This is a genomic window from Streptomyces sp. WAC00040 (assembly GCF_056835925.1).
The window spans coordinates 339,244-362,656 of record NZ_JAKQZE010000005.1 but is presented as its reverse complement, the minus strand read 5'-3'; the positions used below and the strand labels follow the sequence as shown (position 1 = coordinate 362,656).

Below are 23,413 nucleotides of genomic sequence, written 5' to 3'. Positions count from 1 at the left end.
GTGATGTCGCTGGGTTGCTCAGTCGGGTCTGATGGTCAGGCCGGTCTCGGCGTGGCAGCCGTATGAGGTGACTGCGGTACTGGATGTGACGTAGGCCGCGTCGGATGCGCTGGACGAGGTGTTCGGAAGTGCTGAAGGCGACGTTGGAGAGCCAGCCGCGTCGCAGCAGTGACCAGGTTCCGTCGACGGGGTTGAGGTCGGGTGCGTAGGGCGGCAGGGAGTAGATGGTCAGCCAGTCCCGGACTGCCGCCCTACCTCGTCCGCGGCGAAGGCATGCTCGACCAGGCGCGCTTCGTCCAGCCACTGCGCAACGTCCTCATCCGTATGGGCGTAAAGGTGCACGATTGAACGTCGAGGCCACCGGATTCACCGGCACAGGTTGTCCATCACCGCCTTGCAGACTCCCGGGGCGACTTGTCCGGCGCTGTTACTGCAACGGTCCTTTGTTCGACGGCGGTTCGGTTTCTGGTGGAGTGTGGCCGCGTCGTTTGTAGTGGCTGGTGTCGACTTGGTGTGTTGTCTGTGGCGTCGCCAGTGTGACGTGTGCAGGGCGTGGTCGATGCTCGGGCGGGGCCGGGTCAGTTGGCAGATCAAGCGTCTCAGTTCGGGAAGGGTGAGGGGGTACGAGCTGGGACGATCCGTCTCTGCTTTGCCGGTGCCCAACTCGCGGGCACGCAGGGCGGTGAGGCAGGTGTGGGCGGCCATGGCCAGGGTGATGTGGTGGTGCCAGCCGTCGTAGCGGCGGACCTGGTAGTCGCCCAGGCCGCATTCCTGCTTGGTGGTCTGGACGCATTCCTCAACAGCCCAGCGGCTGCCGGTGATGTGGATCAGCTGTTCGAGTGTGGTGCCGACGCGGCAGCAGGAGATCTCGTGTCGGGCTGGTAAACGCTGCGGCGGGCGATGACCCAATTGCGACGGGCTTTCCGGTGCCAGAGGCGGGCCTCGATACACAGAATGCTGCCTCGATCGCCCAGCCCGACGTCGACGGAGAGCCGCCGCATCCTGGGCGCTGCGGTCTCGAGCCTAGCCCTCGTCACAGGCCGTGGCCACTCGGTTCGGTCTGCTCGGTACGTCCCGCGGGGGCCGCGCCACCGGCTGACACGACGACCACGCGGAACGGCCGCCCCCCACCACAGGGGTGGAAAGCGGCCGTTGAGGCGGGGTCAGTCCGCGTACACTGACGCACCCGCCGTGCGGCGGATCTCCGGCAGCGCCGAGTAGAGCGTGGCGCCCGGGCAAAGAGTGGCGAAGCCGTCGCGGTGTCCAGAAATGGTGTTGAGCTTCGCCTGCTCGCCTGCCTCGTAGATGCCGGTGTCGCCGGCGGCGGTGAGCGTCACCTTCGCCTCGGGGTCGACGCCATGCAGGCCGAGCTTCCAGGCGGAGATGTCGGCGATGGCCTGCTTGGCCGCAGGAGTCGGTGTGCCGCCGTTCTCGTAGTCGCCGAGAAGCGAGACACCGGACGAGTAGCCGTTGAAGCCGTACGTGTGGGCTCCGCGTACCGGCTTGTCGACGCCGCCGGCGCGGCCCTCGAAGACCGTTCCGCACTTGTCGACGAAGAAGTTGTAGCCGGTGTCGCTCCATCCGTTGGTCTGCACGTGGTAAGTGAAGATCGCCCGGATGATCGCTGGTGATTCAGCGCAGTCGTAGTTGTTCGTGCCGGCGGTGTGGTGGACGAAGACCGCGTCGACCTGGCTCAGGTAGGCCGGCGGGTCTGTGACGAGCGACTCGTCCGCGCCCCATTCGGCGCGGCTGACGATCGCTGGCGCGGCGGGGACGGCTGGTGCTCCCCAAGTCCAGGCGCCCCGATCAGGCGCCGCAGTTCCTGGACCCTCAATCCCTTGTCTCTTACCGCCCTTCGTCTCGCCGGGATCGATCATGTCGAGCCGCAGCGCCTCCGGGACCCTGGTTTCCTTGCCGCCGACCACAAGTCGGGCCTCGACGGCGTCCGACGGCCCGACCCACAGCGGCTCGGATGCACCGCGCACACCTGAGGCGTTGCCCTCCTGCGATTCCGGGGCCCGGATGTCGAAATCGAGGTCGCGCCAGTCGGTCCATCCGCCGTCATCCACACTGCGGGTGCGTATCTGCGCAGTGCCCTCAAAGTCGTCGGCGCCGTCCTGCCAGGAGACGCCCACGAGCGAGAAATTCTGGGTGTCGGTACGCGGCAGTTCGCGCTTCGCCGCGCCTGCGCCGTCCAGCATGAGCGAGTGGGACTGGGGCGCATGTGAGTTGTCTTCGGTACCAGTGCTCGCAGAGCCTTGTGCCACAGCCGAAGCCGTCACATTCGTCCCCGCCAGCACCACCGCTGACGCTGCCAGCCAGATCGTGCGCTTCGACGTGCTTGCTCGCTGCGTGCGAGCTTCTCTCCGACTCATGCCGTCCTTCATAGAGCTTGTTCGCGAACGCTGCTCGCGGTGAGCAGTTTTCGGTGGCGGGCAGTTCGCTGTGGCAGGGACCCGAACCGGACTCGCCCATGGTGGTCCTGCTGGACTCTTTCCGAGCTGGGCGAAAAGTCCGAGGTCAAGGTGCCGCAGTACGGCACCACCTCGATCACCTACCGGACGACGAAGGTCCTTTGTCGCCCCTCGTCCCGTGCAAATGGCTGAGAGGTGGAGTCCGATGAGTGGCTCCTGTTGACTAGCCGATCCTAGGCAGCCTGACCGCTTGTGAGGCAGACCCAAGGTGTGCGGGCCTATGGCTGTTCCTATCCGAAGGGATCACCACTCGTACCGCCGCTGCGCCACCAAAGGACCGATGAACGGCGGAAAATCATATGTATCTGAGGTGATCACCGCCTCCGCTGAACTGCAACGACCCCACTGCCGCCTCACGGAGAAGGGGACTTTGGGCCCAACGACGACGTGCGTGCCTCCACCGGCCCAGTACCGGCTGGCTTCCGTAGGGGGCGTAGGTTGCGCACCGGACCGGTCCCAGCCTGCTGCCGATGACGCCCCGGGCGCCCGAGCGCCGCAGCCACGATTGCGTCCGGGCCGGCACCACCACTCTGTTCGCCGCCCTGGAGGTCGCCACGGGAAAGGACATCGGCTCCCTCCACCGGCGACACCGTGCCGGTTCAAAAAGTTCCTCACCAAGCTGGACAAGGAGGTGCCCGCCGGCCTCGACGTGCGCCTCCTCCTCGACAACTACGTGCGAACCCGCTCCGCGCCGATAGCGAGAGGCGGCTCGTCATCGCGCTGGCCATGCGCGAGAAACGCCACCGCGAGTTGCAGGGCCTCAATCCTGCTCCATCATCCGTCTCCAGCCCCTGGTTCGAAGAAGGAACCCTAACCGGCTGGGATGATTTTGGTGTGGCTGGTGTGATCACGGCGTCGGATTCGGCCTGGACAGTCCCATTCACCGGCCCCGGGGCCCCAGTTGCGGCTCACGGATGCGGACGGCATGCGGCTGACCTGTTTCGCCACCAACACCTCGTGCCGGCCGATCGCCGAGCTCGAGCTCCGTCACGGGCTGCGGGCCCGGGACGAGGACCGCATCCGCGCCGCCCGGGACGGGCCACCGGCCTGCGCAACCTGCCCCTACACCCCACGGCCCAGAACCGGACCTGGCTGCAGATCGTGCAGAGCGCTCTCGACCCTGCTGGCCTGGATGCCGATGCTCGCCCTGACCGGCAAGGCCAGGCTCTGGGAGCCCCGCCGACTACGGCTCCGCCTGTTCACCGCGGCCGGACAGCTCGTGACCACCGGCCGTCGGCTCCGCCTGGCCCGGCACTGGCCCCTGGACCGGTCACATCACCGCAGCCCGCGACCGGCTCACCCAACTGCCCGACCCTGGCTGATCAGCGGATTCCCCGTCCCTTCGACAGCACCTCACCATCCGGAGCAGTGGAATCCGGCACCATCCCGAGGCGACACTCAGCTCTTCGGCCTGCACAGCCCCAGCCCACGGCACGAAAACGGCCCACCGACTCCGTCGGCGGACCGTCACGAAAGATGGAGGTTAGGAAGGCTGGCCCCTACCGAGTGTCGGTGTGCGCTCAATCCCCGAACTTCGGGTGGTGGTCCCTGTGGCCCATGAACGCTGAATGGTTTAGCTGGCTCCATCCACCCGGATTAGTATGGCCATCGCCCGGTGACGGGCGACGCCGTCGACGACCGGCGCTCGATAGTTAGCATCACGTATGTGCTCCAGGAGCCCGCGCGCCGGCATGAGCCGGTTTTCCTCCAAGAACTGGACAAGAGTGTCGGTCCAGACCCAGGCTCCATCTGTGCGGATACCCAGCGGTGTGACGGATCCATGGGCCTTTGCCAACACCTCGCCTCCTGGTTGTGGGGTGGCAAGTAGCGTTGCGGCCGTGCGGAGGTAGTTGGCAACGAGGAGCAGTTCATCCTTGTCCCGCAGCGCAGGCAGCCCCTTCGCCAGGCGACTGACTGGGCTGGGATCACCGCTTTGAGAGCGCAGTTGACCCGGAACGTGAGCGATTCGAACGGGCGAGGCCGGTCGGTTCGCCCAAAGAAGCGCACCGTGCTCACGAGCCAGCCACTGATAGGCAGGGAGTCTCGCGCCTGTGCGGTACACCTCCACCCTCGGCACGTCCTCTCCTGCAGCGCGCAGTACACGCTGGGCTGCCGCAGTGTACGCTGGCAGATCCGTGCCGTGCCGAACCTCGACAACGTAGACGCACCGGGAGTCAGCGATCTTGTCGGCGAAGGCTGGCAAGCGCCACGTGCGCCACATTCCGACCGCTTCCCTCCCGTCCTCCAATGCGGACAGCAGCGCCCGATCAGCTTCACGCGTCACCTTGGTCGGCTCGGGCGTGTAGAGGTACGCAAGTGCTGGCTGCGCGTCGAAGCCAGGGTACTTGCCCCAGGCCGGTGCTGCAGGAACGCTGTTCAGCTGTGCTGAGTCGTACCCGTCGGCTTCCAGGGCCTCAGCCAACAAAGTGTTATCGGCCTCTGGGAGCGTGGCTCCCGTGCTCAGGACGGCCTTGGTGATGATGTACGCCGCCTCGGAGCGCCGAGAGTCGCCCAAGGCTCGTCGTGCCCGCGCTGTGTCTTCGTCAGGAAGTGCTGCAGCCAACCTCAGGAGCAAGTCGTGGCAGTCGGCCTTCCAATCTTTCCGTAGGCCCTTTGCATCCCTGTGGGTCCACGCTTGCTCAGCCAACGTGCCCATCGTCCTCAATCATGGGTGGCGCTTCTCCTGCGGTTCAATTCAGTAGCGGCGAGGCCTGAGCCTCACTTTGGCACGAGACGATCCTTCATGGAATTCCCTCGAGCCGCTTCGGGCCAGGCGAGAGTGCCACTCTCCTACCATCCGCGGCGACTGGACGGTCGATACGACCCGGCCATCGGAGCACAGGGAGCCAGGGGGTGAAGATTACTTATGGGTCGCCACGGACCAAGGGCTGTCGGTTAGAGCCTCGCTGGTGCAGCCACGGAACTCGACACCTCTGAACCAGAAATGATCTGGTGGTCCCTATCTGACGGGCCCAGAGGCCCAAGTGTGAGTAACCTGGAGGCGGGGGCAGGCCCTCATGCCTCACTCTCCCCAGAGTGAAAGTGACAGGAAGTCAGGCAGCGGGAGGGGTGGCTTAACGGCGGATGAAGCAGTCCTCAAGCATCCACGGCATGCCGCCGAGCGCTGCGAGCTGAGCGTCGGAGACCATCCATTATCCGACTATGAGCAGCCCGGCGTTTCGAAGCCAGCCGCCCCGGTCTTACGGGAGCTTTGCCGCCCCCCTCACCCCGAGGGCGCACGGTGACGGGCTGCCGTCGTGGAGCGTACGCTCCTGCCAACGGTGCGGTGACAACCGCGCCTTCGTGAAAGCCATCCTGTCGGCCATTTTTCGGAATGACCGCAAGGCATTCGCCGACGCCGTCGCAGGGGGTGACGACCTTGTGGCCTCGCATGCGATGAGGCACCACGTGAGTTGAAGCCTCACTAACCAGATCATGCAGCGGCCACGAGTAACATCCAGGAGGATGGCGAGGGACCTCCATGGGCCACAACATGCCGCTGCCCCTGGCCCATGCAGCAGCGGCGCACGAATCAGCGTTGGGGACGACTCACCACAGATCCCTGAAGCCACAGAACGTGCGCGTTCGGCGGCATCACGGGCACCGGATTCCTCCTGAATGCTGGAGATTGGACCGCCGATGCGGACCCTTGGCTGGCCGCCGTCGACGACGTGGTGTGCGGATTCCTCGCATTCCATTCGGTGCGGGCCCGTGGCGAACCAACTTTGTAGGGGCTGCCCTTCGTGAGCGGGCTGTCCTGCGCACTCAAGAGTCCAGTTCGAGAGAGGGTGAGCCCTACCGGCTGGCCCCCGCTGCTCAACCGGGTTACAAGCGGGATCGCCCGGTATCACTTCGCGAGCACCTAGCTACCGAGGTGGCGCTAGTCATCTGCGTGCCCCTCTTCAGTCACCCTTCCCGATCAGCTACTCGTGGGAGCCCACAGCCATGACCGCGACAGATCCGCTGAGGCATTCGTTCGTGCGTGTGTTGCGATTCGGTGACGAGGCGAGCCGGTTCTTCTACTCTCACCTCTTCCTCACCGTCCCCGAGATACATGGGCTCCTTGCGCCGAGCATCGCAACGCAGGGCAGCAGGATTTTGGTAGCACTCGGTCGGCTTGTGGTGCGTCACAACGAATCGGACAGGCTTCTCACGCACCTCTGCGACCTAGGCCGGCGTCACAGCAAGCGCAAGTGCCTGATTGAGCACTTCGAGCCCATGGGAACGAGCCTGTTCGCCACGCTCGCTCACTTTCTCGAAGAGGAGTGGACACCAAGACTTGCGCAGGCTTGGAAGGATGCGTTCGCACGTGTGTCACAGATCGTGATCGAAGCCGCACATGACGACGCCGTCGTGCGCCCACGCCGGTGGCAGGCAATTGTCCTCGAGCACGACATGCGAGCCCATGACATCGCAGTCATCAAGCTCATGCCTGACGAGCCGATCTCCTTCACTCCCGGCCAGTCCTTCAGTCTGGAGACACAGTTGGTCCCTCGTCGGTGGCGGAGGTACTCACCGGCGAACGCGCCCCGTCCTGACGGAACGCTGGAGCTGCATGTCAGGGCTGTGGCCGGTGGCACGGTCAGCACCGCGCTTGTACATGCCCTTCAGGCGGGCGACGTAGTGAGACTTGGTGCCCCCCGCGGCGACCTGCTCTTACTCGATCCGGAGGACGAACGGGAGTTGATGCTACTGGCTGGGGGGACGGGCTTGGCTCCCCTCCGCGCAGTAGTAGAACAGGTCGCCGCGTCGCAGCGGCCCAGACGGGTCGATTTCCATGTTGCGGCTCGCGACAAGGAGCAACTGTACGACCTTCCAGCGCTTCTAGCCCTGCAGGACGCCCACGATTGGCTGACCGTCCGCCCGGCTGTCGCTGAGGACACTCCGTGTGTGGCGGAGCAATTCACATTGGCCAAATCGGCTTTGGGTCAAGGTGTGTCCGCCGCTCGGGCCTACTACGTCTGCGGCTCCCCACGTACCGTCGTTACGACCATAGAGGCCCTGAACCGGGCAGGCGTAGCCTGGAAGGACATGTGGTTCGAGGATGTGCTGGCCGAGAGTGAAGACTGGTGACCATCAACTCCGTCCACCGTAGAGCGGCGAGGCTCATCGTCTTTGCACGGCAGCCTCGGGCTGTCGCTCTACCTTGCGCAGTGCCTCTCGTCGGGCTGTGTCTCATCAGAGGCCATCTGCTTTCGGTCTCCCCGGCGCCTGAGCTTGGCGTTCAATCCCGCTGGGCTTGGTGTTCCTTGATCGATTCGGCGCGTTTGACGGTCTTGCCGACGTCGTGGTGCCTGGCCCGTTGCTTGTTCTTCGAGCCGGGAGGCCGCCCCGGGCCGGGGCGGGACGGTTTCGGCGCACTCGCCGGGCGGGCTGCTGTCGCGCGGACGTTGCGAAACCCCCGGCGGACCCGGGCGGGGGTGAGACGGCGGGGTTCCGCGGGCTGTTCCCAGGGGCGGCGGAGGTCCTCGGCGAGGGGCCGGGCGAGACGGAGCTGGGTGTGGGCAGCGATGATCAGCCAGGTCCACAGGTCGGCCGTGTCGGGATGCCTGATCTTCGGGGCGGTCCAGCTCAGGGTCTGTTTCATCAGCCGGAAGGTGTGCTCCAGGTCGGAGCGGCGGAGGAAGGACTGCCACCAGCGGTCCACGTCCGCCGGTGCGGCGGCGGTGGCCGAGCACCACAGCCAAACCGGTTTCGGGTAGCGGTCGCCGGGCAGGCGCTTGACCTTCAGGCGGATCAACGTGCCGTGCAGGATGGGGAGTTCTTCCTTGGCGTGCTCCAGCCAGGGTCCGCGGTGGGTGAGCCGGGGGTGCATCCGGTCCCAGGCCGTCGCGGTGGCCGTGCCGTAGGGGGTGGTGTCCGTGGCGGTCGTGACGTCGGGCTCGTGCCAGCTGTCGCGCTTCTTGAACGTGAGGACGCCGCCATGCCGGCGGGGACGCCCGCCCTTCGGCCCGGAGCGTGCGGGGCCGGGGTCGCGGAGCATGACCCGGTCCGAGCGCAGTCGCCCGACCAGCACGACGGGCAGGCCGGCGAGAGCGTGGGTCAGGTAGGCGACGTCGTAGCCGGAATCCATCACGATCAGGATGTCCGGATCGCCCGGCTCCCAGTGGCCTGCGCTCGTTAACCGCTGGACGACATTGCCGAGTTGGGCGGCAGTGACGGAGGTCGCGTCGTCAGCCCGGCCCAGGCGGACCGCGTCCAGGAGAGCGACCCAGGAGGTGCGGCCGGACTCCAGGGCCGCGACGAAGGAGTAGGGCCAGCCGGGCACCAGTTGGTCCGAGTTGCGGTCGCCGCGTCCGTAGACATGGCAGAAGAGCCGGTCGCCGCTGGTGGGAGCGTCGGGTCGCAGCCAGTGCGACACGTCCACGGCGAGCACGATTCGCCCGTCGGCCGCCTTCGGCAGCGGCAGGTTCGCCAGCGCGCGGCGCAACCGTGTCGGCTCCAGCCAGCCACGGTCCAGGGCCGCGTACAGCGCACCGTGCCCGCGCCGGTGCTCGACCGCCAAGGAGAGCTCGACCAGGGTTTTCACCGGCCCGTCCGCGCACAGCACCGCATCGGCGAGCTCGAAGAGCGCGTCCGCGCGGGAGTAGAGGCAGTCGTAGAACTCGACACGAAAGTGGGACAGGACGCCCAGTGCGGCGTCGGCGGGACCTGCGGGATGGAGACTCTTCACCAGCGGCCGTTCCTTCACGCGACGTTGCTCGACACCTCGAAGCGTGAAGAACGGCCGTCCTGCTGTCCCGCGAAGAACACGAGATCAGCGGGTCGAGTGAAGCAGCGAGGTTAAACGTCAAGGAGGTCGTTCTCTTTCCGAACCTCGTGTGTGGTTCTCGCTGGTCAGGCATGAGATGGCCGCTGTCGCGGGAGTCTCGGCTCGTGACTGGCTGAGATGTCGTGAGGGTGGCGGATGCCATCGATGCGGGCGGTTTGGAAGCGCGGCAGAAGGTCGCTCGAGGTCGAGCTGGAGCGGGTGCAGGCCGGCTCTGGCTGAGGCGGAAGAGGTGCTCAGGCGCCGGGGGATTGGCCTGGAGCAGCATCTGGAGGCACTGGCCGAGGTGGATGAGCCCGCCGAAGTGATCGACAGGGTGTCACAGCGGAAGCCGGTGGGACCCCGCCGGGCGGTGCCGCACCGGCAGAACGCCACCGGGGCCGACGAATTGTCGCCGGACTATCAGGCGTTGATGGCCAAGGTGGTGGAAGCGGGAGGAGACGGGCTGGGTGCCCGCCGGGCAGCGGTGGTGCTGAATTGGGACAGCGCCTCCGCCTCCCGCGTCGAGGGAGCGAGGGCCCGGCTGAAGCGACTGGTGGAACGTGGCTGGCTGGGGGAGGAGAAACCGGGCAGGTTCATGCCGCCGACTTCGGAACAGGTTCCTGGTGCTGCATGGCCAGACGGCGGCCCATGAGTATGGTCATCGACCACAGGACGACGGCTTCGCTGGTCTCGCTGCGTCGCTCGTAGTCACGAACCAGGCCGGCTGGGCGGAGTCACGGCGAAGGATCTTTCCACGACCAGGCGGCGGGGCAGGAGCTGAAAACCTTGAACGTCGTCGGTGCGGCCGACGATGTCGAGGACGACCCCGAGGTGCTGGTCGGTCCAATCGGTGAGGTGACCGGTGTAACCGCCGTCGGCTCAGACGCGCGCCAGCCGCCGGAAGTGATTCATTGCTGCGGGTAGCAGGATGCGGGCGGCGTCCCGGTCGGTCGTGGAGGTCAGCGTGACCAGCACGGCCAGCAGGAACCCGAGGGTTGTCGGTCAGCATATGCCGATTGCGCCCGTTGGTCCTCTTCCCTGCGTCGAACCCCCGCGAGTGGTGAGCAACAGTGGCGTCCGCCTTCACCGACTGCGAGTCCGCCATGCCTGCGGTCGGCTCCCTTTTGCGGCCCTCCGAGCGGCGGACAGCCTCGCGCAGTCTGTCGTGCAGCTCGGTCACCAGCCCCGAATCCCGCCAGCGGGCGAAGAAGGCATACATACGCGGCCAGGGCGGGAAGTCACAGGGCATCGCCCGCCATTTGATGCCGTTGTCGACGAGGTAGCGCATCGCGTCGATCGCCGGTGGCAGTAACCCTCCGGACGGCCGCCCCGGCCAAGGCAGCCAGCCCGGAACCGGCAGCACCGGACGAAAAGCCCACTCGACATCGCTCATGTCCGAGCCGTACCGAGGCCGGCGCTCTGGCCGGTCGGCCGCGTTCCCGAATCTGTGGGCGAGACAGTCACACCCAGGAGTGGACGAACTGGACCCGCCAACAACGACCACGCGACACTGCGACAACAGAGCCTCTTGTTCTCGCTGGACTCGACAACCGCGAGCTACCAAGAGGCCCTTCCTCTATGCCCCACCAGCCGACAAGTCACCCGATCCACGACCCCGTTCGTGCCAGACCGAGCGCACGACCAGAAAGAGAACGGTCAGTCCGTGTGCCGCAGTAGTTTCCGATGCGCCTGACGTGGTTGGTGGCGGGGTACTGCTTCCGAGAGCTGTGTTTCCTCCGTTCTCGGGGTCCGGTGCTGTCGCTCACTACCGGTCCACCTCCATGCGCTTCGGGTGAGCCTCCGCCTTTCGTTGCGCCTCCCCTTGACATAGGTCCGCGAGGCGCGTACACAGGAAGCAGAAGTAAGTAATTGCTTGGATTTGATTTTCGACCGAGGAGCGGTTGGCCAGAGCCGGAGACCGCACCGAACGTCCCCGGCAGGCCACGCGACAACAGACTCCGAAGTGGCGGGCACCCGAGGCTCCCCACGTTCGTCGGATCCAGTCGCCAATCACCCTGTTCCCGGCAGTGCGACCAGCGGCTGTCCCATCGGCTTCCCGGCCCCATATCGGGAGTGCGCCATGCAGCAGACCAGGATCAAGGTCGGCGCCCCCAGGCGCCCGACTTCCTCCACCCCGCCGCTAGACCTGCGCACCCCCTCAGGCCGGCGCCTCCCTTACTGATCGCGACTGGACACCCCATGTTCCTCGCAACCGACAACCCCTGGACCTCATCCTCGTCCGAAGCCGAAGTCTTCACGCTTCTGCCACGAGCCAGGGCCGACCGCGCCGGATGCGCCGGTGGCCACGCCGTGTGTCAGCACACTCTCACCGTGACACCCACCGAAGCCGCCGCCCCCACCGCCCGTCACGACATCACCCAGACCCTGCGGGTATGGGGCCTGGCCCTGGACGGCGACCTCATCTACGTCGTGGAGCTGATCGTCACCGAACTGGTCACCAACTCCGTCCAACACGCCGGCCGTGTGACACCGCAGATCGCGGTGACCCTGCAGGCCGACGCCGACGGCACCCTTAACCTCGGCGTCGAAGACAACAGCCCCGACACCCCGACCCGCCACGAAGCCGCAACCGATGCCACCGACGGCCGCGGCATCTCCATCATCCACATCCTCCTGGCGGAGTACGGCGGCACCATCGACACCGAACACCACACCGCCGGCGGCAAGACGATCTGGGCACATCTTCCGACACAGGCACAGGAAGCAGACGCTGCATAGCTCACCTGAGAGCCTCCCAGCAATCGGTTGAGTTCGCTATCGTCGCTGCTCAGTGGGGCCTACTGCCCCGGATCCCCCGGATCGGGGGGTTCATGATCTTGTAGATGGCCGCACGGCCGGAACTCGGGATGTGACGTTGCGCGAACCGGCTTCGCCCCGTGCTCTGGCCGGCCGGGAACCGCCGCAACTGGACCTGGCGCGCACTGGGGCACCCACCCAATAGGTTGTGGCCGATCTTGACGACGGCCAGGGCTCTGGCGCGCCTTCCCTCAGGGGACGGACGGTGGACGCGTCGCCGGTAGAACGCGCTGCCTACCGATTAGTTCACGTTTGCTGGCTCCGTCCGCGTGAGGGTGAGTGAATCGGCTGGAGCAGGGCCGGAGTCGGTGCCTGAGTGCCGGCACAAGACCGTGTCCTGCATGGTCAGCAAGGAGCCGTTTGCAGCAGCAGAGTGCGGACGCGAGTCCGAGGACCAGAGGCAGTCCGTTCGCGTCCGACATGACATTCATCTTGGAACCGCCTGCCCGGGTCCACGGGGTCATGTCCCCTGTAGTGGTGTAACCGCGTCGGATTGATCCTCTGTCTGGGGGTAGAGCGAGTCCATGCCGCCTTTGGGGAGGTAGCTGCGGGGGAAGGCGATCCATTCGTCGTGCATTTCGACGAGGACGGCGGTGGTGAGGCGTTCGAGGGCGGGCGGGTTGGGGAAGATCTGGACGACGTCGACGCGGCGCTTGATCTCACGGTTGACCCGTTCCAGGGGGTTGGTCGACTGGATCTTCTTCCAATGTCGTTCAGGGAAGTCCGCGAACGCGGTCAGGTCGGTCTTGGCCTCCAGGAGCATGTCCCTGACTTTGGGGAACTGCCGTCCGAGCATGTCGGCGACGGTGTCGAGCTGGGATCGGACCAGGCCGGCGGTGGGCTGGGCGAAGATCGTGCGGATCGTCGCGGCGACCATCTCCCCGGAGTCCTTGCTGATCACGGAGAAGACGTTCCGCAGGAAGTGAACGCGGCACCTTTGGTAGGCGGCACCGAGCATGACCTTGCGGACGGCCGCGACCAGGCCCAGGTGGTGGTCGCCGATGACCAGGCGGACCCCGTTCAGGCCGCGGGACCTGAGGGAGCGCAGGAACTCGCTCCAGAACACTTCGCTCTCGCTGTCGCCGACCATGAGGCCGAGGACCTCGCGGCCGCCGTCCTCGGTGATGCCGGTCGCGATGACCACGGCCTGGGAGACGATCTGGTGCTCGACCCGGGCCTTGCAGTAGGTGGCGTCGAGGTAGACGTAGGGGAAGCGGGTGTGGTCCAGGGGCCGGGTGCGGAAGGCGGACAGTTCGGCGTCCAGGGCGCCGCAGATCCTGGAGACCTCGGACTTGGAGATGCCGCTGTCGCCGCCCAGGGCCTTGACCAGGTCGTCCACGCTGCGGGTGGACACGCCGTGTACGTACGCCTCCATGATCACGGCGTAGAGAGCCTGGTCGATCCGGCGCCGGCGCTCCAGCAGCGAGGGGAAGAACGATCCGGTGCGAACCTTGGGGATCGCCAGGTCCAGGTCGCCGGCCTGTGTGGTTAGCACCTTCTCTCGGTGCCCGTTGCGCATCGTGGTGCGGGTCTCGGTGTGCTCACCCGGCGCGGCACCGATGTGAGCGGTGGCCTCGGCCTCGATGAGTTCCTGCAGGATCCGCTGGGCCAGAACCCGGACCAACTCGATTCCGTCCGCCGAACGCAGTGACTCCATCAGCCGGAGTAAGTCATGCTGGGACAAGGCCATCGTGTCACCTCTCTCAACGAGCTTCGCTACTCGGAGAGTTGCGCGATGGCCGCCTCATGACCAGGGGGTATGCGGAGATCGCTGTTACACCACTCGACGGGACACCATCGTCCACGGGGCTCGGACCTGCAAGGTTGCCCCCGAGGCTGCTATATCACGTCAGGCGGTTCGGAGGAGATCCTCTTGGCTCGGTTGTGGGCGACGTACGGGATGAGCGTGATCTTGTGCAGGGTTCGGTTCATCTGCCGGTCACCGCTGCGGTTGATCCGGCGGCGGTTCCTGAGCCCGGAAGAGGCCGGGATGGGCGAAACGCCGGCGAGGAAGCAAAGGCGGCCTTGGACCGGAAGCGGCCGGGGTATGACCATCTGACGAGGACCTGGGCGGCTGTGATGGGCCCGACTTATTGCAATTCCAACAGCTCCGGAGCCATCTGCCGCACGAGGGCGAGGATCTCACTCTCAAGGTCCTTTGCCTCGGTCTGGAGTGTCTAGAGGCGTTGAGCAGTGGCCCAAGGGCCCGGAGGGTCATGGGATGCTCCCAGGTCCTGCGGCGGGCGGTCTCTCAGCTGAGCACAGCGAGTGATTTGCTTGAAGTTTCCGCAGATTGGCCCGCAGAGCGTCGGGCCAGAAACGATCAGGACCTTGAACTGGTTGATCGCGGCGGTCGAGGCGACGACAGCGCCGGGCCGGGTGACGAGGAGGACGCGCGGGCCTTGCGCTCTCCTCGAAGCCTCGGCTGGATCTCGTGGTCGCTGGCCAGTGCGTCCTTGGCGGCCCTGATGGCGTCGATCATGTCCGTCCCTGCGGTCGCGCGGACAGTTGGCCGTTTCGACGCAGTACTTCGACGACCTGTTCGCCGGCCTGGTCAAGGAAGGCAGAAACGACGTCTAATCCGACCTGACGAGAAGGCCGCGTACCACGGCGGCTTCTACATGGCTCAACTCGTTCTGGTCTCGACTATTCGCGGCTCGCGAACGCCCAGACCGCCCGCGTCTCCACATCTCGGCTCGCCGCCTTAAACGAACCAGATTATACCCCGCTCAACCCGTTCCTCGAGGACAAACATGCGGCGAGCCCGGCGTGATGATCTCCCAGTACGCCGCCGAACCAGCCCTCCGCGACCTTCGCGCCTTCTCAGCATCCGCATCCCTCGGACACGCCGTCTTCTCCCGCGGCGTCGAGGACCAGGCATGCTTCGCTTCGCTGGCCGGACGCCAGATCCTGCGCGCGGCTCGAGCGTCAGGACTCGTCGTCGGCTGCGAACTCGTCGCCGCCGTACGGGCGCTGCGCCAAGCGAGCCATATGTCCTGACCCGGCCCTCCCGCCGGGCCAGGCGTTCGAACTCGCTGACAGGTCTTGGACGGACAGCACACAAACCAGCCGCTGCCAATGATGTGGCGCAAGCGGCCGAGACGCTCAACTCGTTCGCCCACCTGGCATAGTCGGAGGTCAGCCGACTGATGCGACGCCCGCCTGTCAAGCCGTTCCCTTTCAGGCCGGTGCGAGGTACTGCTTCGTCGGCGATCCCGCCAAGGACACCATGGGACTTGTCTCCGGACCGTGACTCCCTCACCGCGTCGATCCCCTGCAGGTGCGGGACGTCGCTGTTGTGTGCGTGTCGCTTCAACGCCTGGGACTGGATGGCCGCTCCGACCACCGTCCCCAGATGAGTCATCCGGATCAGATAGCAGGGCCACTGGACCCAAGTTTCCAGTCGGTCATTGCCCCACTGCCATCGGGGGGCTGAGCATCCGTCGCGTGAACCTGTCAGACAGCCGGACAGGTGGTGACGTCCCCCGACGCGTCAGTGCGATGGAAGTCGTGCTCAGCCACCTACGCGGCGAAATCGAGCGAGGTGAACTCGCGGTCGGGGACAAGCTGCCCTCCGAGTTGGAACTCACCCGCGATTTCCAGTTCAGCCGCTCGGTCATCCGAGAGGCGCTGCGTGCGTTGCAGGCTCTGGAACTTACGGCAACCCGTACGGGCAAAGGAACCTTCGTCACTTCCAACCGGCCGGTGGACAACCTCATGTTCGGTGACTACTCGGCGCAGGACCTCCTTGAGGTGCGACGACACGTCGAGATCCCAGTCGCGGGGTACGCGGCCCTGCGCCGCACCCCCGAGGACCTCGATCACCTCGTGCGTCTGCTTGACCAGATGGAAGAGGAAACCGACACAACCGCATGGGTGCAGATGGACACCCTCTTCCACATCAGCGTCGCTCAGACGTCAGCCAACCCAGTGTTCCGCCGAATCATCGAGGAGATCCGCGACGCCCTGGCCAAGCAGTCCGCCTTTCTCACCGGATTCGGCGATCGTCGCGCTCAGTCGAATCGCGAACACACGGCGATCGTCCAGGCAATCGCCAACGGCTCCAAGAGCCTGGCGAACCAGGCGATGGCACGTCATCTCGAGCACGTCGAGACAACTCTGACCACGATCGTGCGGCGCTCCCGCATGACACAACAATCCGAAGGCGGTTGAAACGAGTGAGCCAGCAGACACTCAACCAAGCCGGGCCAGATCCCAAAGCTGCGCACGTCGACGCTGGCGATGTCGGATACAGCAAGTCGCTCAAGTCCCGACACGTCAACATGATCGCCATCGGCGGCGCCATCGGCACCGGACTCTTCCTCGGGGCTGGAGGAAGGCTCGCCGGCGCTGGTCCCTCGCTCGCCGTGGCGTACGCGTTGTGCGGCGTCTTCGCCTTCCTCGTGGTCAGGGCGCTGGGAGAACTCGTCCTGCACCGTCCCTCGTCCGGGGCGTTCGTCTCCTATGCCCGCGAGTTCATGGGGGAGAAGGGCGCGTTCGTCGCGGGCTGGATGTACTTCATGAACTGGGCAACCACAGGGATTGCGGACATCACAGCCGTTGCGACCTACACCCACTACTGGAGCATGTTCAGCGACACCCCTCAGTGGGTGATTGCCCTCGTCGCTCTCGCGGTCGTAGTGGCAGTGAACCTGATCTCGGTGAAGATTTTCGGTGAACTAGAGTTCTGGTTCGCGATCATCAAGGTCGGCTCGCTCGTAGTCTTCATGGGCATCGGCATCTTTCTGCTGGTGACCCGACACCCGGTCGCCGGTCATGTCCCCGGTCCGGATCTGATGATGGACAACGGCGGCATCTTCCCCGCTGGGATGTTCCCGATGCTGCTGGTCATCCAGGGTGTCGTCTTCGCCTACGCAGGAATCGAACTGGTCGGCGTCACCGCAGGCGAGACCAGCAACCCCGAAAAGATCGTCCCCAAGGCGATCAACTCCATCATGTGGCGCGTGGCGCTCTTCTATGTGGGGTCTGTGGTTCTGCTCGCGATGCTGCTGCCCTGGAACGCGTACTCGGCGGCGGAGAGCCCGTTTGTCACGGTGCTGTCCAAGATCGGCGTACCCGCGGCAGCCGGCGTCATGAACCTCGTCGTGCTGACCGCTGCGATGTCCAGTCTGAACTCGGGGCTCTACTCCACAGGCCGCATCCTGCGCTCGATGGCGATGTCCGGCTCTGCGCCGAAGTTCACCGGAGTCATGAGTAGGACCCACGTCCCGTACGGCGGGATCCTCCTCACATCCTCCATCTGCGTACTCGGAGTGGGGCTCAACTACCTGGTCCCGAGCCAGGCGTTCGAGATAGTCCTCAACTTCGCAGCCATCGGCATTCTCAGCACCTGGGCGATGATCATGATCTGCCACCTGCTCTTCTGGCGGAAGGCGCGAGCGGGCCTGATCGACCGCCCCAGTTACCGGCTGCCCGGATCGCCGTACACCGAGATCGTCACCCTGGGGTTCCTTGCTTTCGTTCTGATCCTCATGTGGGTCGACGAAGGGCCTGGCCGCATCACTGTCATGTCGCTGCCTCTGATCGTGATGGCACTGGTTGCCGGCTGGTTCGCCGTGCGAGGCCGAGTGAACGCCGTCCGGGATGCCGCTGAAGTGAGCGACTCCCAGTTGGCCGCCGAGAACCGACCCGCGTCCGAGCCGACCGGGAACTGACCCCCAACACCGGGAGCGACATCATGAGGAATCCACCTGTCGTCCGCGAGCCCGGCCACGTCGCGTTGGCTCATATAACGCGCGGAGGCGTCATCGAAGGTGTCCATTACGGCTCTGTCGTGGTACTGGCCGCTGACGGCAGTGTGGAATTCCAGGCTGGGGACATCGAGGCGGCCTTCTACCCTCGATCCGCGCTCAAACCGCTCCAGGCTGTAGGAATGCTCCGGGCCGGTCTCGACCTGGAGGGTGAGCTTCTCGCCCTCGGTGCGGCCAGTCACTCCGGTGAGGAACGGCACTTGGCCGGAGCGCTGCGGATCCTCGCCGCGGGAGGGCTAGGCGAAGTCGACTTGTGCAACTCGCCGGACCTGCCCTATGACCAACTGGTCCGGGAGGAGTGGCTCCGTTCAGGACGCAGCGCCTCCCGGATCGCCCAAAACTGCTCCGGTAAGCATGCGGCGATGCTGCTGACCACCCGCATACGAAACTGGCGGGCGGCCGACTACCTTGATCCTCTGCACCCCCTCCAGCAGTTGATCATGGAAACGGTGGAGGACCTGACCGGCCAGCCCATCGCCCGATTGACGCTCGACGGGTGCGGTGCACCGCTGGCCTCCGTGTCACTGCACGGGCTGACCCGGGCGCTGTCCCTGATCGGATTGGCCGCGCGGAACAGCCCAGGAGGCCGGGTAGCGGCGGCGATGCGCGAGCATCCGGAAATGGTTGCCGGCTCTCGGCGTGACGTCACCCGGCTCATGGGCCTCGTACCCGGGCTCGTCGCCAAGGACGGATTCGAAGCGGTGCAAGTGGCGGCTCTTCCCGACGGTAGAGCCGTAGGCGTGAAGATCGCTGACGGCTCGAACCGTGCCCGGATGCCTGTGACGGCAGCGGCGCTCGCAGTAGCCGGAGTGGATCCCGCGCTCCTCGCGGAGTTCGCCGACGCCCCCGTACGGGTCGGTGGCACGAAGATCGGAAGCTTGCAGGTCATCGGCGAACTCGCGGGCCGTGCGGCTGCCCAGGCGGCTTCGTGATGAGTCACGCCGATTCGGCGCAGCGAGAACCCACTCTTCAGCAGGACTCATGGAAGTAGCACACCGATGACTGAGACACACCGCCTCGAGCACGACTTGCTTGGCGACCGACAGGTCCCCGCCGACGCGTACTGGGGGATCCACACGCTCCGCGCGGTGGAGAACTTCCCCATCACCGGTACTCCGATTCAGACATACCCCCACCTCATCAAGGCTTTCGCGGCGGTCAAGGAGGCGGCTGCCTGTACAAACCAGGGCCTCGGGTTGATCACTGCTGAGAAAGCCGACGCGATAGCCCTTGCCTGCCGGGAGATTCGTAACGGTCACTTCCACGACCAGTTCGTGGTCGACGTCATCCAAGGCGGTGCCGGCACGTCGACGAACATGAACGCCAACGAGGTCATCGCGAACCGTGCGCTGGAGATCCTCGGTCATGCCAAGGGGGACCATGATCACCTGCATCCGAACGAGGATGTCAACCTCAGCCAGTCCACGAATGACGTCTACCCGACAGCCGTCAACGTAGCCACGATCATCGCGGTCGGCGAACTGCTCGACGCGATGTCGGTGTTGCGAGAGGCGTTCGCAGCGAAAGCGGTCGAGTTCCGCGGACTGCTCAAGATGGGGCGCACTCAACTCCAGGATGCGGTCCCCATGACCTTGGGCCAGGAGTTCGCTACGTACGCGGTGATGCTGGAGGAGGACCAGAGCCGCCTTGGTGAAGCCGTCCTGCTCGTCCACGAGATCAATCTCGGGGCGACCGCGATCGGCACCGGGCTCAATGCCCCGGCGGGCTACGCGGAGGCGGCGCGACAGCATCTCGTCTCCATCACCGGCTTGCCGCTGGTGACTGCCACCAATCTGGTCGAGGCCACTCAGGACTGCGGGGCCTTCGTGCACCTGTCCGGCGTGCTCAAACGCATCGCCGTCAAGCTGTCCAAGATCTGCAATGATCTTCGTCTGCTGTCCTCGGGCCCCCGAGCCGGCCTCGGAGAGATCAACTTGCCGCCGGTGCAGGCAGGGTCCAGCATCATGCCCGGCAAGATCAACCCGGTCATCCCTGAAGTCGTCAACCAGGTGGCCTTTGAGGTCATCGGCAACGACATGACCGTCACCATGGCCGCCGAAGCAGGTCAGCTCCAGCTCAACGCCTTCGAGCCGATCATTTATCACTCCCTGTCGAAGAGCATCACGCACCTGAGATCCGCCTGCATTGTTCTTGCCGAACGCTGCATATCGGGCATCACAGCCAACGAAGAGGACATGCGGGCAATGGTGCAGAACTCCATAGGTCTCGTGACTGCTCTCAACCCGCACATCGGCTACACGGCGGCCACCAGCATCGCCAAGGAGGCCCTGGCGACGGGGCGGGGGGTGGCCGACCTCGTGCTCGAGAGAAACCTGCTCCCCGCCGGGAGGCTCGCCGAGCTGCTCCGCCCGGAGGAAGTTGCGGGTGAGGCTGTGGTCACGTCGCCTCCGCGGGGCGCAACAACGGATCTCGGCTGAGATCAACGGATAGACCGTCGTGTGTGTGGTTCGTCGGCAGTGCTGAAGTACGAGGCCCCGGTACCCGTGTGGACAGACGGGTACCGGGGCGTCGCTGCCGCCCGGCTGGGGGGCAGGGGGCGGCAGCCGGGACTGGGTGCTCAACGGCACACCGTCATCGCAACAGTCCTATGGAACAGCCGCGAATCGGCCTCAGCAGGGCTTGCCGAGCCCGTCCCACGCCCCACGATGGCCTACGAGAGCAGTGCAGACATCCGCCAGGTGGCCGGGCCTGGGGCGCCCGGGGCAACCTCGTCGCTGCCGGCGAAGGATCGGCCACGCTTCCTCCGGCACCCTGTACCAGCTCGGTGTGCACGCAGGCGCGTGCACGCGGAGCGGCCACGGGCACCGATGCCACGCGGGCCCAGAGCCGCTGTCTCTCCTTATACGAGTCGAACCACCTTCGCAGGCTCCGGGCTAAGCGGAGGGGACGACGGAGCCTCTCATCGCGTTATGTCGCTACACATGGGTTGCCTCGCAGGCACGGAGGATGGCAGCGTGCCGCTGATGGGCGATTCCGCGCTACATGGCAGCATGGTGACCATGGCCGAACAGATTTCTGACACCGTGCCGCTGGTGCGGCGGCGAAAGCCTGTCCAGGCCAGGGCGCAGCGCACCATCAAGAAGATCTTGCTGGCCGCATCCGAGATTCTTGTGGAGTCCGGCCTACCCGCGCTCAACACCAACGCCGTAGCTTCCCGCGCGGGCGTGAACGTTGCCACGGTCTACTCCTACTTCCCCGACAAGATCGCCATCGTCCAGGAGTTGTTCGCGCACCTTGAAGAGGAGCGTGGCGACTTCTTCGCCGCTCAGATCGGGGAGCTGGCCACCGTCGAGGACTGGCAGGGGTACATCGACGGGATCATCAACGGATTCGTGCGCATGCGGAGCGAAGCGCCGGGTGGCGTGGCCCTGCGCACCGCGATGCAGGCGATTCCGGAGCTGCGCCGTCTGGACGACGAGTCCACCCAGCGCTCCGCCTCGTACCTCGGCGAAGCACTTTGCGCGCGCAACCCCGGGTTGAGCGCTGACCATGCCTTCGTGGTGGCCCTGGTGATTAGCGAAACCGTGACGCGGCTGCTCGACCTGGCCTTCCGAAACGGCCGGCCGTATGACGAGAACGTAATCGATGAAGCACGTGCGATTACCAAGCGTTACTTGGAGCCGTATTTCACCGGGGCCCACAGCGGGTCTGCCTGATCCTGGAGCTGCTTCGGCGGCTGAGGGCTCTGCAGTCGGATCACGCAAATCGGTGTATTCGGCACCCACTTTTCTGTCAGAGCTACCCTTTGCCGCACTCGAAACCATTGCATTTCGGGCATATCAAGATCAATATAGACAGAGTGAGGGTAGTGATTCCGGTTGACCGGCCGGTCTGGACCGGAGTAGCCTCCAAACATAAGTAATAACTTGGTTTACGCGAGGGATCACGTACCCGGGTGCTTGCCTTGCCGGTGTCGCGGCGACTTGCCTCCTCGTATTGCCCCTGCTCCTGGGCCGGAGACGCACCCGTCCGGTCGTTCCCGCTGATCCTTCCTGCAAGGAAGTGCCCTCTTGACTGCTCAGGATCCCGGCCGGTCCACGCTCTCCATACCCGCCTCCGGTACCGTCCCGGACGCAGGGCTGCGAGGCAACCTCTCCACCGGCAGGCTCGTTGTCCTTGTTTCAGCCGCCGCGGCGCCGCTTGTCGCGATGGCTGGCACCGTCCCCCTCTCGTTGGGCATCGGAAACGGCGCAGGAGTGCCGGGTGCCTATCTCGTCGCCACGCTGACGTTGCTCTGCTTCGCCGTCGGATATGCCGCGATCAGCCGCCGTATTACCTCGGGCGGAGGCTTCTACACCTACGTCGTCCGATCGCTGGGCCGCCCTTCCGGCGCGGCGGTCGGTGTATTCGCGCTGGTCGCCTACAACGCGCTGGCCATCGCACTCGCCGGCGGCGTCGGGTACTTCACCGACATTGTTGCGAAGGCGTTGCTCGGCGCCTCTGTCCCCTGGTGGATCTACAGCCTGGTGTTCATCGGGGTAATGGCCGTCCTCGGCTACCGGCGGATCGACATCTCCGCCCGGGTGCTGGCTGTCCTATTGGCCCTCGAAGTCCTCATGCTGGTTGTTCTCGACATAGCCATCATTGTCCAGAACGGCGCTGCCGCGTTCCCCACGGTTTCGTTCGAGCCCGGCACCGTCTTCTCCGGCGCGCCAGGCGTGGCGTTCATGTTCGCATTCGGCTCGTTCGTAGGCTTCGAGGCCGCCGCGATCTACGCCCGCGAGGCCAAGCATCCGGCACGGAGCATCCCTCGGGCCACGTACATCGCCGTCTCAATCATCGGCGTCTTCTACTGCCTCACCTCCTGGCTTGTCGTGGGAGCCCTTGGGCCCGGCAACGTCCGCGAAGCTGCGGGGGAGGAGGCAGGAGCCCTCTTCCTGGGGCTGACCCATCAGTTCCTGGGACAGGTCATGCTCTACGTCTTCGAACTGCTGGTCATCACCTCGGCGTTTGCCTGCCTGATGGCGGGTCATAACGTCGCGTCCCGGTACCTGTACACCATGGGCAGGGCGGGCCTCCTGCCCAGGTTCCTTGGCCGCGCGCATCCCCGCCATGGCTCTCCGCACCTGGCCAGCCTCACGCAGTCCGGCCTGATCGTCGCGGTCGTGTTGGCGTATGCCGCAGCCGGGCTTCACCCCTACCGCAACCTGACGACCACGATGAGCGGCCTCTCCACGCTGGCCATCGTGCTGCTCCAGGCCGTTGTCGCGATCGCGGTGGTCGTCTACTTCCGCAGTCACGAAGGCCGGCACTGGTGGCGAACGGTGATCGCTCCCTTGATCGGTTTCACCGGTCTGATCGCCACAACCATGCTGCTGATGCAGAACTTCGACACGCTCGCCGGTTCGGATTCACTCCTCATCAACAGCCTGCCGTGGCTGGTCGTCGCTGTGGCGCTGCTCGTGTCTTGGCGCGCCGTTTGGCTGCGCTCGCACCGTCCTGATGCCTACGAACTCCTAGACAGCGACCACGGCGTGCCCGGCTCCCGGGACTAGCTGTCAGCGAGCCCATCGCCACTGGCCCAGCCGCCCAGCAAACAGCGGGCCCCATGACGGGCGTGCTCGTCCAATCAATTATCC

Annotated in this window: 15 protein-coding genes and 6 pseudogenes; 13 read left to right on the top strand and 8 right to left on the bottom strand. The window is 65.5% G+C overall.

The genetic code is table 11. The features are described 5' to 3' along the window. Nucleotides 1–18 precede the first annotated feature (18 nt). From MDN94_RS36605 to MDN94_RS36595, 3 genes and pseudogenes are all read right to left on the bottom strand, one after another. Nucleotides 19–241: pseudogene (locus MDN94_RS36605) on the bottom strand (transposase); the annotation flags it as partial. Between the two features lie 365 nt (nt 242–606). Continuing rightward, a pseudogene (locus tag MDN94_RS36600) lies at nt 607–947 on the bottom strand (IS701 family transposase); the annotation flags it as partial. A gap of 216 nt (nt 948–1,163) precedes the next feature. Then, nucleotides 1,164–2,387, bottom strand: coding sequence for a peptidoglycan recognition protein family protein (locus MDN94_RS36595; protein WP_482730095.1), 1,224 nt, complete (start codon nt 2,385–2,387; stop codon nt 1,164–1,166). A gap of 566 nt (nt 2,388–2,953) precedes the next feature. Between MDN94_RS36595 and MDN94_RS36590 the strand changes: the two are divergent. Both MDN94_RS36590 and MDN94_RS36585 read left to right on the top strand, forming a co-directional pair. Next, nucleotides 2,954–3,067 (top strand): annotated as a pseudogene (locus MDN94_RS36590) (IS630 family transposase); the annotation flags it as partial. Nucleotides 3,068–3,357: 290 nt separating this feature from the next. After that, nucleotides 3,358–3,796: pseudogene (locus MDN94_RS36585) on the top strand (transposase); the annotation flags it as partial. A gap of 251 nt (nt 3,797–4,047) precedes the next feature. On the opposite strand, the gene MDN94_RS36580 reads toward MDN94_RS36585, so the two are convergent. After that, nucleotides 4,048–5,121 carry a hypothetical protein gene (locus MDN94_RS36580; RefSeq protein WP_482730094.1) on the bottom strand — a complete coding sequence of 358 codons (1,074 nt, stop codon included), beginning with the start codon at nt 5,119–5,121 and terminating at the stop codon, nt 4,048–4,050. 1,298 nt (nt 5,122–6,419) lie between these two features. Here MDN94_RS36580 and MDN94_RS36575 point away from each other — a divergent pair. After that, nucleotides 6,420–7,547 carry an FAD-binding oxidoreductase gene (locus tag MDN94_RS36575; protein ID WP_482730093.1) on the top strand — a complete coding sequence of 376 codons (1,128 nt, stop codon included), beginning with the start codon at nt 6,420–6,422 and terminating at the stop codon, nt 7,545–7,547. A gap of 151 nt (nt 7,548–7,698) precedes the next feature. On the opposite strand, the gene MDN94_RS36570 is transcribed toward MDN94_RS36575, so the two are convergent. Further along, nucleotides 7,699–9,108, bottom strand: a complete 1,410-nt coding sequence (locus MDN94_RS36570) for an NF041680 family putative transposase (protein WP_482730233.1) — start codon at nt 9,106–9,108, stop codon at nt 7,699–7,701. Between the two features lie 367 nt (nt 9,109–9,475). Between MDN94_RS36570 and MDN94_RS36565 the strand changes: the two genes are divergently transcribed. Together MDN94_RS36565 and MDN94_RS36560 are read left to right on the top strand one after the other, a co-directional pair. Next, nucleotides 9,476–9,877 (top strand): hypothetical protein, encoded by a 402-nt coding sequence (locus tag MDN94_RS36565; protein ID WP_482730092.1) that lies wholly within the window; start codon nt 9,476–9,478, stop codon nt 9,875–9,877. A gap of 134 nt (nt 9,878–10,011) precedes the next feature. After that, nucleotides 10,012–10,149 carry a hypothetical protein gene (locus tag MDN94_RS36560; RefSeq protein WP_482730242.1) on the top strand — a complete coding sequence of 46 codons (138 nt, stop codon included), beginning with the start codon at nt 10,012–10,014 and terminating at the stop codon, nt 10,147–10,149. Between the two features lie 301 nt (nt 10,150–10,450). On the opposite strand, the pseudogene MDN94_RS36555 reads toward MDN94_RS36560, so the two are convergent. Beyond that, nucleotides 10,451–10,618: pseudogene (locus MDN94_RS36555) on the bottom strand (transposase); the annotation flags it as partial. Between the two features lie 938 nt (nt 10,619–11,556). Here MDN94_RS36555 and MDN94_RS36550 point away from each other — a divergent pair. Continuing rightward, the gene (locus MDN94_RS36550; protein WP_482730091.1) at nt 11,557–11,964 is read left to right on the top strand and encodes an ATP-binding protein; all 408 of its coding nucleotides are present in this window, start codon (nt 11,557–11,559) and stop codon (nt 11,962–11,964) included. 538 nt (nt 11,965–12,502) lie between these two features. On the opposite strand, the gene MDN94_RS36545 is transcribed toward MDN94_RS36550, so the two are convergent. Together MDN94_RS36545 and MDN94_RS36540 are read right to left on the bottom strand one after the other, a co-directional pair. Then, the gene (locus tag MDN94_RS36545; protein ID WP_482729975.1) at nt 12,503–13,732 is read right to left on the bottom strand and encodes an IS256 family transposase; all 1,230 of its coding nucleotides are present in this window, start codon (nt 13,730–13,732) and stop codon (nt 12,503–12,505) included. A gap of 149 nt (nt 13,733–13,881) precedes the next feature. Then, the gene (locus MDN94_RS36540; protein WP_482730090.1) at nt 13,882–14,097 is read right to left on the bottom strand and encodes a transposase; all 216 of its coding nucleotides are present in this window, start codon (nt 14,095–14,097) and stop codon (nt 13,882–13,884) included. A gap of 521 nt (nt 14,098–14,618) precedes the next feature. On the opposite strand from MDN94_RS36540, the pseudogene MDN94_RS36535 reads away from it, so the two are divergent. The 7 genes and pseudogenes from MDN94_RS36535 to MDN94_RS36505 form a co-directional block, all read left to right on the top strand. After that, a pseudogene (locus MDN94_RS36535) lies at nt 14,619–15,173 on the top strand (aromatic amino acid lyase); the annotation flags it as partial. A gap of 370 nt (nt 15,174–15,543) precedes the next feature. Further along, entirely contained in the window at nt 15,544–16,215 is a 672-nt protein-coding gene (locus tag MDN94_RS36530) for a FadR/GntR family transcriptional regulator (protein ID WP_482730232.1), read from the top strand. A gap of 5 nt (nt 16,216–16,220) precedes the next feature. Further along, complete coding sequence (locus MDN94_RS36525; RefSeq protein WP_482730089.1) at nt 16,221–17,717, top strand: amino acid permease; 1,497 nt, start codon at nt 16,221–16,223, stop codon at nt 17,715–17,717. A 23-nt stretch (nt 17,718–17,740) separates the two neighbouring features. Further along, nucleotides 17,741–18,745: an asparaginase gene (locus MDN94_RS36520; RefSeq protein WP_482730088.1), complete on the top strand. Its 1,005-nt coding sequence runs from the start codon at nt 17,741–17,743 to the stop codon at nt 18,743–18,745. 66 nt (nt 18,746–18,811) lie between these two features. Further along, complete coding sequence (aspA, locus tag MDN94_RS36515; protein ID WP_482730087.1) at nt 18,812–20,251, top strand: aspartate ammonia-lyase; 1,440 nt, start codon at nt 18,812–18,814, stop codon at nt 20,249–20,251. Nucleotides 20,252–20,797: 546 nt separating this feature from the next. Further along, complete coding sequence (locus MDN94_RS36510) at nt 20,798–21,490, top strand: TetR/AcrR family transcriptional regulator (RefSeq protein ID WP_482730231.1); 693 nt, start codon at nt 20,798–20,800, stop codon at nt 21,488–21,490. Between the two features lie 354 nt (nt 21,491–21,844). Further along, the gene (locus MDN94_RS36505) at nt 21,845–23,329 is read left to right on the top strand and encodes an APC family permease (protein ID WP_482730086.1); all 1,485 of its coding nucleotides are present in this window, start codon (nt 21,845–21,847) and stop codon (nt 23,327–23,329) included. The last annotated feature ends 84 nt before the right edge of the window (nt 23,330–23,413 follow it).